The sequence below is a fragment of the Okeania sp. SIO2C2 genome, from assembly GCF_010692625.1.
Classification (GTDB): Bacteria; Cyanobacteriota; Cyanobacteriia; order Cyanobacteriales; family Microcoleaceae; genus Okeania; species Okeania hirsuta.
Genome location: NZ_JAAHGM010000165.1, coordinates 1 through 1,321, shown reverse-complemented (window position 1 = coordinate 1,321; position 1,321 = coordinate 1). Strand labels below are relative to the sequence as shown.

Annotated in this window: 1 pseudogene; it reads right to left on the bottom strand. The window is 32.6% G+C overall.

The features are described 5' to 3' along the window. Positions 1 to 137: 137 nt before the first annotated feature. Positions 138 to 1,178 (bottom strand): annotated as a pseudogene (locus F6K18_RS36135) (IS701 family transposase). Between the last annotated feature and the right edge of the window lie 143 nt (positions 1,179 to 1,321).

Here is a 1,321-nt window from a genome sequence, read left to right as displayed (position 1 = left end):
CAGGACTTACGCAAAGACACTATATATAGCGTATGGCCAATAGAGCGGTCGCTTTGAAAAAATGTAGCGATTGCTGACGCAAAGCTCCGCTAACGCCTCAAGACAAATACCATTGTCAAAACAAGGGTAAAAAACACCTATAAAATAAAAATAGCCCTGAATTTTATTGTGGGCTTTTTCAGTTCTTGGAGCAGATAATCTGAGAGTAATTCATGTTTGACTTGATAAATAGTTTTTCCTATTTTCGCACTCTATCTTTTTCAGAAATTCCAGACTAACATAGCACAGGCTATGTGATTTTTTTGAATGTCCCTGAGACGACATTGACAAAATTCCCTTGCCTTTAATTGCTTAATTAGGCGCGTGAAATTCTTCTATTTTCCATCTAGTTTGAGATTCAAATTCTACAGCATAAATGCGAAGATTGACCTAAGTCATTAGTGACAATATATTCTGTTCTGTTGGTAGAAACAGTTGCCCAGAATAGCTTGACTGTCTTGAGTGCGTCTTACATTCTGAGGAGACCTCGCCAATTAGCACTCGCTTTTTTCTCTCAAAGGAATTCCTTTGATTTTAATTATTTTACCTGATATTTTTTCTGAGGAGTTCCAACTTAATTCTCCTATGTTTTTATATTTTTCTACACCACCAGTATCATCGACTAAACGATTTATTTTTAAGGGACAGTAATAAATTTTTCCTAAGTTATCTATTAATCCCATTCATCTTTGTGTTGCATACCAACTATCCATTAACACAGTCTTAAATGGTAATTTTTTATTATTTACCACATTTAATATCATTTCTTCAACATGATCTATTTGGGTTTTATTATCAGTATCTGGGTCATAAAGCGCGATAATCTATAAGCCAAAATTGTTCTATTTTTGGATTAAAATATATACAATTTACTATCCCTATACCACGTTGGCGCAGCCTTGCGTCAGCAAATTACTTGATGCTGATTACCACGCTCACTGTCGCCTGACTAACTCAATTTTATTACCATATTCCTTGTTGATAACTGTATCATCAAAGATTAAATAGCCGTCTGTATTAGGCACAATTTCTTTTTGAACATTTCGACCTAATTCTTGAGAATCAAATTTTTCTATTCTCAAATAACGATTTATCTTGTCATGGCTAATATTTTCTAGGTGATTTGCTCAGTTTGTCATAGTATAATTTGTATGAGAATTAAGTAAATATTGGTATGGGATCAATATAGTTAAAATTCATATTGTTAGCTAAAATTAACAATAATATAATTTTATAATAATTGAAAGTATTTTGGCCAAATTTATTGACAATTAGCAACATC